The organism is Chitinophaga sp. (assembly GCF_036569125.1).
Lineage (GTDB): Bacteria > Bacteroidota > Bacteroidia > Chitinophagales > Chitinophagaceae > Chitinophaga.
In genome coordinates this window covers 1-7,129 of record NZ_DATCRF010000137.1, presented here as the reverse complement: position 1 = coordinate 7,129, position 7,129 = coordinate 1, and the positions used below count along the sequence as shown (strand labels likewise).

The window sequence follows — 7,129 nt, the reverse complement described above, 5'->3', positions numbered from 1 at the left end:
GGCGGTAACAGGCCCGGTGGCGGTGGCGGCGGACAGCGTCGTCCCTCCGGTGCAGGTGGCGGCAACAGGCCTGGTGGCGGCAGATAATATTAATTACGAATTATCAATTACGAATTACGAGTTGTGATCTATGTGATTGCTTACATTCGTAATTCGTAATTATTTAATAGGTAATTGAACAAGTACTTCGTAAACTCTAAAAACTATTTATAAGTCATGGCAACAATTACAGCGGCTGATGTGAACAAACTGCGTCAGCAAACTGGCGCGGGTATGATGGACTGCAGAAAGGCACTGGTAGAAAGTGACGGTGATTTTGAACAGGCAGTGGATTACCTGCGTAAGAAAGGTCAAAAAGTAGCGGCTTTACGTTCTGACCGCGAAACCAAAGAAGGCGTTATCATTGCTAAAACCACTGCAGACAACAAGTCTGGTGTGATAGTAGGCTTAGGTTGCGAAACCGACTTTGTGGCCAAAAATGAAGACTTCGTAAAATTTGCACAATCTATAGTAGACCTGGCCCTGAGCACAGGTGTTAAAACCATCGAAGAGCTGGGCGCCGCTACACTGGACGGTGCTACCGTTGCGGATAAAGTGAACGACCAGGTAGCCAAGATCGGTGAAAAGATCACCCTGAGCAAATTTGAAAGGATCGATGCTGCTTCTGTAACCGCTTACATCCACGGTAACTACCGCATGGGCGTACTGGTTGGCTTCTCTAAAGAAGCATCTGCAGAAGTAGGTAAGGACGTAGCTATGCAGATCGCTGCTATGAACCCGATCGCTGTTGACGCTGACAGCGTACCGGCTGATGTTATTGCCCGTGAAAAGGACATTGCAGTTGAGCAGGTGAAGGCAGAAGGCAAACCCGCTGAAATGGCAGAAAAAATTGCCATGGGTAAAGTGAACAAATTCTTCAAGGAAAGCACACTGTTAGCGCAGGCTTTTGTAAAAGATAATAACAAATCCGTAGCAGATTACCTGAAATCAGTATCCGCTGATCTCACCGTAACCGCCTTTAAACGCATTGCGTTAGGGTAATCGGATCCAAGGGAAAAAAGGAGAGAAGAAAATTCTCTCCTTTTTTTTGTGCATATACCTGTATATTTATCGTAAATAACTAATAAACTAACCACCTTCTACAATCTTATTATAGCGTCATGTTGCCTAAGTACAAGCGAATTTTACTCAAACTGAGCGGTGAGTCCCTGATGGGCGATGGAAATTATGGTATTGATCCGAAAGTAATCACACATTATGCGTATGATATTAAATCCGTGACAGACCTGGGTGTACAGGTAGCCATTGTAATTGGCGGCGGTAATATCTATCGCGGTATGAACGAAGCAGAGACCGGGATCGAGCGCGCACAGGGTGACTATATGGGTATGCTGGCCACCGTGATTAACGGGATGGCTATGCAAAGCGGGCTGGAAAAAGTTGGTTTGTACACCCGCCTGCAATCTGCCATTAAAATGGAGCAGATCGCAGAGCCTTATATTCGCCGCCGCGCTATACGCCACCTGGAAAAAGGCCGTGTAGTGATCTTTGGCGCCGGCACCGGCAACCCTTACTTTACAACTGATACGGCCGCATCCCTGCGCGCCATAGAAATACAGGCCGATGTGATCTTAAAAGGTACCCGTGTGGATGGTATTTATACCGCCGACCCTGAGAAGGACAGCACGGCTACCCGTTTTGAATCCATCACCTTTGCGGAAGTGTACCAGAAATCACTGAACGTAATGGATATGACGGCCTTTACCCTTTGCCAGGAAAACAAGCTGCCTATTATTGTGTTTGACATGAACAAACCCGGCAACCTGCTGCAGGTGATCATGGGTAAACGTGTGGGCACCCTGGTAACCGGATGATAAATTAATGTGCAAATTATAGATGTGCAGATGTGCAAATGGATCTCCGTTTGCACATCTGCATTTTTGATTTATACTATACGCGTCGTCACGTACCGGCACATTAGCATATCTGTACATTTCCAATTATCTGCACATTTGCCTATCTGCACATCTGCACATTATTTAGTGTAATCTGCTTTTAATACTTCCTGCAGGCGCTCATAGGGAATAAATAGATTTACCTGCCCCATTGCATACGGTCCTATTTCATAGGGCGTGTAGCTGAATACAATGCCCTTATTGGTGAGTACGAAATTGTTGTTGGGCTCAATACTATCCACCAGCAGCATTTCCTTAACAGGCTGGCCTTCGGGTGTCTGGTAAGCCTTATGAAAGGATAGCTCCAGCTCCCGCGTGAGCACCGGCTTATAGTCGCCTTTAAAAATATCATCCAGGCTAAGCACTTTTTTCTTATCCAGGTCCAGCACCTGGTGTATGGCGCCGCCATTGCCATGTGCACCGCCGGTAAAATCATAGCCAAAGTATTCTAAAGACAGCAGGGGGTACTGGTTCCAAACTACTTTTATATCGCCTTCAGAGGTCCAGTTCCAGGATGCGCTGCCTTCGCTTTGCAGGGATGCGCTGTCAATCGTGGATGCGCTGCCTTTATAGCTGATGAGGAAAGAATCAATACTTCTTTTTACAAGCTGCTGCGGATCATTCACCGGGGTTTTACCGGAAATGGCTGTTTTAATAAGACCGGCAATATCAGCATCAGTACGGGCAGCCGGCCATATAATGCTGTTGGCGGCTTCGCCCATGGGCGATTTAGGAGCATTAGCCAGCAACGGAGCGCTATCCTTTGCATAATATACATCAAAGTGTACTGCTTTACTAAAGTCAGGATGCAGCAGGAACTTGTAAGCGGTGCCTTTGCCGCGCCAGGTGCCGGTAAAGTTGCCGGAGCTATCCAGCTTGCCGCGGAAGGTGATCTCCTCATCGCCCCGGCTATCTTCGTATAGAGTTAACTGTTGGCTGCTGGAATCCGGGCTGCCCCATATGCTAATAGGCTCGCCCACTTTGTCATATACATAATAGCCACGGTAAAGATCCGGCGCAGTCTTAAGCAGCTGCATGGTAACCTCCTGCTCGCCCACCACGCCTTTCAGCTGTAAATAAAAATAAGGGGCGGCTGCCGGGGCTGTATTGGTTGCCAGCGTACTGTCTGCTGCAGTATTACCGGATTTACTGTGCTGCCCGCAGGCTGCAAGCATGGCGGCTGCCAGCAAAAAAAACAGGGGATGCTTGTTCATAGTATTTGATGTTGAACAGGTACAAGTTTACGAAATTATGCTTAACGCTTAATGCTTAACGCCGAATGCGAAACGCTGAAGTCCTTGTGCCGGGAGCATAATGCTGATCTTATAAACTTAATGATCAGAATCATATTGTGCGCCCGATGCTTTTAACAGCCTGCATTCCGGGCCCTGCATCCGGCATTTGCACTAAGCATTCAGCGTTCCGCATTCAGCTTAAAATTCGTAATTCCTCATTCTCCCCGTACCTTTGTATCAATTAAAAACGGGCCTATGTTAAATAAACAAGTAGCAGCACTGCGTAAGGATTATCGCCTGGCCTCCCTGGATGAAAGCGAGGTGGAAAAAGATCCGCTGAAACAATTTGAGCAGTGGTGGCAGGATGCCATCAACAGTGAGCTGGATGAACCGAATGCCATGACACTGGCTACCAGCACCCCGGAAGGCCGCCCTTCCGCACGCATTGTATTATTAAAGAGTTTTGATACAGACGGGTTTACTTTCTTTACCAATTATGAAAGCCGCAAAGGGCTGGAGATGGCGGCTAACCCGCAGGTGAGCCTGTTATTCTTCTGGCGTGAGCTGGAACGCCAGGTGCGTATAGACGGTATGGTTAGTAAAACGCCCGCTGCCATCAGCAATGAATATTATGATTCACGCCCGCTGGGCAGCCGCATTGGCGCTATCGCATCTCCGCAAAGCAGGGTAATACCGCACCGTTCTTTTTTGGAAGAGCAGGTAAACACACTGGTTGAAAAATATGTGCTGGAAGCACCTGCGCGTCCGGATAACTGGGGCGGCTATACGGTAAAACCTTTGTTAATGGAATTCTGGCAGGGACGCAGCAACCGCCTGCACGACCGTGTACAATATACGCTAACAGAAGGACAAGGATGGAAGATAGAGCGCCTGGCGCCGTGATTAATAACGAATGGGGAGTGCGTGAATGTGTTGTACCGGGGCCATTGTTAAGATTTGCGCATTAAGAATTAATGCCTTACAGAAATACTAACGCCTGATGCTATTTACACTGAATGTATTACAACATACACCAGCGTTCAGCCTCAGGCGTTCCGCGTTAAGCACAATTCGTAATAACTATGCTTTCTTTTCTGCTTTAGCAGCAGTTTTCCTGGTTTTGGCAGGTCTTGCCTTACCGAAGGATTTGTTGGAGATCTTACCTCTTTTGGTTTTGATATCACCTCTACCCATTGTAATAATTATTTACAGTTTTAGAATTTGCAGTTTGCCTGCCTAATCAGGCGCAAATTACACAATTCGCGCCATTCCTGAAAGTATAGCCTGAAAGGCAAAAAAAAAGCAAGAAACAAAACTGTTCCTTGCTTGAATAAGTTGTGCTAACCGATTAGAGCTTGTCAGACAGCGCTTTACCAGCTTTGAATTTAGCAACTTTCTTAGCTTTGATCTTGATGATCTGGCCAGTCTGAGGGTTTCTGCCGTTACGGGCAGCACGCTTAGAAACAGAGAAAGTACCAAAACCAACCAGGGTTACTTTACCACCTTTTTTCAGTGTATCAGCAACAGCTTTGGTAAAAGAATCCAATGCTTCGTTAGCTTGAGTTTTAGTGATGGCGGCATCTTTTGCCAGTTTGTCGATTAATTCGGCTTTGTTCATAGTTAGTAAGATTTAACTAGTGAAAAATGTTTGATGTGAGCAAATATAAAGCGTTTTATCAGATTACCAAATTTTTTGCTGCAATTATAACCAAATTTTTATCGGCTGTAAGGGGCTACTGGTAACGGTTACAGCCGATCAGCCTTTTCACGGGTACCCCTCTCCTGCGGGTATGTGTTTAACAAAACCCGCCACCATGGGGCATTTGATATGAACTTACTAATAAACGCCGGTTTCCCTCCCATATTGTATAAGGCCTTGAATCCCTTGAAAACAGTGGATTTCATGTGGATAAATTTGAGGGCTTATACCACCTGCATAACGGTTCTGAAGGCCACAAACTGGTTCCCAAACTGCTCATAGCTCTTTTGCCGCAGCTCCGGAGCATGCTCCTGCAGGTAGGTATGATAGTTCTCCAGGGTATCTGTATAGTATTGAATAACATAGGTAGGGCCTTCCTTGTCATCCTGCTCCAGCAGCCGGCACATGCGGAAATCATGAAACAGGCCGGTATCCATCACTTCCGGTATATGCTCCTCCTTGATCCATTGCAACCAACGGTCGTGAATGGTGTTGGTGATCTTGGTTGTTACATTATATATGATCATAAGCTACCGGGGGTTAGCTCCAGGTATACCGGACAATGATCAGAGTGTTTTACTTCCTGCCAGATGGCGGCTTTCATAAGCCGGGCCTGTAAGGGCGCGCTTACGTTAATGTAATCTATACGCCAACCCTTATTATTATTACGTGAATTGGCGCGCTGGCTCCACCAGCTGTACTGGTGCGGGTCCGGGTTAAAATGCCGGAAAGTATCCACAAAACCGCTTTCAAAGAACTTATCCATCCAGGTTCTTTCATCAGGCAGGAAACCGCTGGACTTCTTGTTCCCAACGGGATCATGGATATCAATAGGTTTATGACAAATATTATAATCACCGCAAACCACCAGGTTAGGGCGGGTAGCGCGTAAGGTGTTCAGATAACCATAGAACTCATCCAGCCACTGGTATTTATAGGTCTGGCGCTCATCGCCACTGGTGCCGGAAGGGAAGTAGGTATTAATTAAGGTAACATCTTTAAAATCCAGGCGTATAAAACGGCCTTCTGTATCGCTTTGCATAAAACCGTTACCATACTGAACATGGTCTGGCTTTATTTTGGTAAGCACGGCTACGCCGCTATAACCTTTCTTTTGCGCGGGATACCAGTAGTGTTCATAACCCAGCTGCTCAAACTGGCGGAAGTCAACATTATCTTTCTGGGCCTTAATCTCCTGCAGGCAAATAATATCTCCGGGGTCTGTTTGCAACCATTCCACAAAACCTTTGCTCATGGCGGAACGCAAACCGTTTACGTTATAGGAAACAATTCTCATATTAGGTATTTACGATCTTGGATTTACAATTTTGGATTTGAAACAATCGCTTCAATTAAATCTAAAATCGTAAATCTAAGATCTAAAATCAAATCACATATCATATTCAAGCACCGGCCGTAACCACTTTTCAGCTTCTTCCAGGCTCCAGCCTTTACGCTGGGCATAATCCTCTACCTGGTCTTTTTCTATTTTACCAATGCCAAAATATTTACTGGCAGGGTTGGCAAAATACCAGCCGCTTACGCTGGCTGCCGGGTACATGGCCAGTGATTCTGTGAGAGTAATGCCGGTATGTGTGGTAGCATCCAGCAGATCGAACAGTTTATATTTTTCTGTATGCTCCGGGCAGGCGGGGTAGCCGGGGGCCGGGCGTATACCGGAATAGGCTTCTTTGATCAGGTCTTCATTACTCAGGTGCTCTTCACTGGCATAACCCCACCATTCCTTACGCACCCGCTCATGCATTAACTCTGCAAAAGCTTCCACCATGCGGTCGGCCAGGGCTTTCAGCATAATGCTGCTGTAGTCATCATGGTCTGCCTTGAATTTTTCCAGCCACGCTTCTATGCCACCGCCGGTAGTTACGGCAAAGCCGCCCATATAATCCTGCAGGCCGGTGGTATCAGGGGCAATAAAATCTGCTAAGGAAAAGTTGGGCTGGCCCGGCGCTTTCTTGATCTGCTGGCGCAGGAACTCCAGGTGTACCGGCATGCCGGTATCACTGATGATCTGTATAGTATCATCGCCGGTAGCATTGGCTTTAAAGAGGCCTATTACGGCATTGGCGGTAAGCCACTTCTCACTTACAATACGTTTCAGCATCACCTGCGCATCTTCATACAAACGGGTGGCTTCTTTACCTACTACCTCGTCTGTTAAGATCTGCGGGAATTTGCCGTGCAGCTCCCAGGCAATGAAAAAGGGCTGCCAGTCTATATAC

General features: G+C 46.8%; 9 protein-coding genes. 3 read left to right on the top strand and 6 right to left on the bottom strand.

The window, feature by feature from the left end; all coding sequences use genetic code 11:
• Positions 1-216 precede the first annotated feature (216 nt).
• Together tsf and pyrH are read left to right on the top strand one after the other, a co-directional pair.
• Positions 217-1,041: a translation elongation factor Ts gene (tsf, locus tag VIM87_RS04900; protein ID WP_331995893.1), complete on the top strand. Its 825-nt coding sequence runs from the start codon at positions 217-219 to the stop codon at positions 1,039-1,041.
• A 119-nt stretch (positions 1,042-1,160) separates the two neighbouring features.
• Positions 1,161-1,874, top strand: a complete 714-nt coding sequence (gene pyrH, locus VIM87_RS04895) for a UMP kinase (RefSeq protein WP_326462409.1) — start codon at positions 1,161-1,163, stop codon at positions 1,872-1,874.
• A gap of 161 nt (positions 1,875-2,035) precedes the next feature.
• On the opposite strand, the gene VIM87_RS04890 is transcribed toward pyrH, so the two are convergent.
• Complete coding sequence (locus VIM87_RS04890) at positions 2,036-3,169, bottom strand: DUF3298 and DUF4163 domain-containing protein (protein WP_331995892.1); 1,134 nt, start codon at positions 3,167-3,169, stop codon at positions 2,036-2,038.
• A gap of 276 nt (positions 3,170-3,445) precedes the next feature.
• Between VIM87_RS04890 and pdxH the strand changes: the two genes are divergently transcribed.
• Positions 3,446-4,093, top strand: coding sequence for a pyridoxamine 5'-phosphate oxidase (gene pdxH, locus VIM87_RS04885; RefSeq protein WP_331995891.1), 648 nt, complete (start codon positions 3,446-3,448; stop codon positions 4,091-4,093).
• Positions 4,094-4,270: 177 nt separating this feature from the next.
• Here pdxH and VIM87_RS04880 read toward each other — a convergent pair whose 3' ends face one another.
• The 5 genes from VIM87_RS04880 to VIM87_RS04860 form a co-directional block, all read right to left on the bottom strand.
• Positions 4,271-4,384, bottom strand: a complete 114-nt coding sequence (locus VIM87_RS04880) for a 30S ribosomal protein THX (protein ID WP_089907205.1) — start codon at positions 4,382-4,384, stop codon at positions 4,271-4,273.
• Positions 4,385-4,538: 154 nt separating this feature from the next.
• A complete protein-coding gene (locus VIM87_RS04875) occupies positions 4,539-4,808 on the bottom strand; it encodes an HU family DNA-binding protein (RefSeq protein ID WP_029465307.1) in 270 nt (89 codons plus the stop codon).
• 305 nt (positions 4,809-5,113) lie between these two features.
• Positions 5,114-5,416 (bottom strand): DUF4286 family protein, encoded by a 303-nt coding sequence (locus tag VIM87_RS04870; RefSeq protein WP_331995890.1) that lies wholly within the window; start codon positions 5,414-5,416, stop codon positions 5,114-5,116.
• Positions 5,413-6,186, bottom strand: coding sequence for an exodeoxyribonuclease III (locus tag VIM87_RS04865; RefSeq protein WP_331995889.1), 774 nt, complete (start codon positions 6,184-6,186; stop codon positions 5,413-5,415). The genes VIM87_RS04870 and VIM87_RS04865 overlap by 4 nt, the downstream gene beginning before the upstream one ends.
• 93 nt (positions 6,187-6,279) lie before the next feature.
• Positions 6,280-7,129: vitamin B12 dependent-methionine synthase activation domain-containing protein (locus VIM87_RS04860; protein WP_331995888.1), on the bottom strand; the 850-nt coding region annotated here is incomplete at its 5' end.

Coding starts and splice junctions, on each gene's coding strand:
- tsf (WP_331995893.1), top strand. CDS start 217: ATGGCAACAATTACAGCGGCTGATGTGAACAAACTGCGTCAGCAAACT.
- pdxH (WP_331995891.1), top strand. CDS start 3,446: ATGTTAAATAAACAAGTAGCAGCACTGCGTAAGGATTATCGCCTGGCC.
- VIM87_RS04890 (WP_331995892.1), bottom strand. CDS start 3,169: ATGAACAAGCATCCCCTGTTTTTTTTGCTGGCAGCCGCCATGCTTGCA.
- VIM87_RS04870 (WP_331995890.1), bottom strand. CDS start 5,416: ATGATCATATATAATGTAACAACCAAGATCACCAACACCATTCACGAC.
- pyrH (WP_326462409.1), top strand. CDS start 1,161: ATGTTGCCTAAGTACAAGCGAATTTTACTCAAACTGAGCGGTGAGTCC.
- VIM87_RS04875 (WP_029465307.1), bottom strand. CDS start 4,808: ATGAACAAAGCCGAATTAATCGACAAACTGGCAAAAGATGCCGCCATC.
- VIM87_RS04865 (WP_331995889.1), bottom strand. CDS start 6,186: ATGAGAATTGTTTCCTATAACGTAAACGGTTTGCGTTCCGCCATGAGC.
- VIM87_RS04880 (WP_089907205.1), bottom strand. CDS start 4,384: ATGGGTAGAGGTGATATCAAAACCAAAAGAGGTAAGATCTCCAACAAA.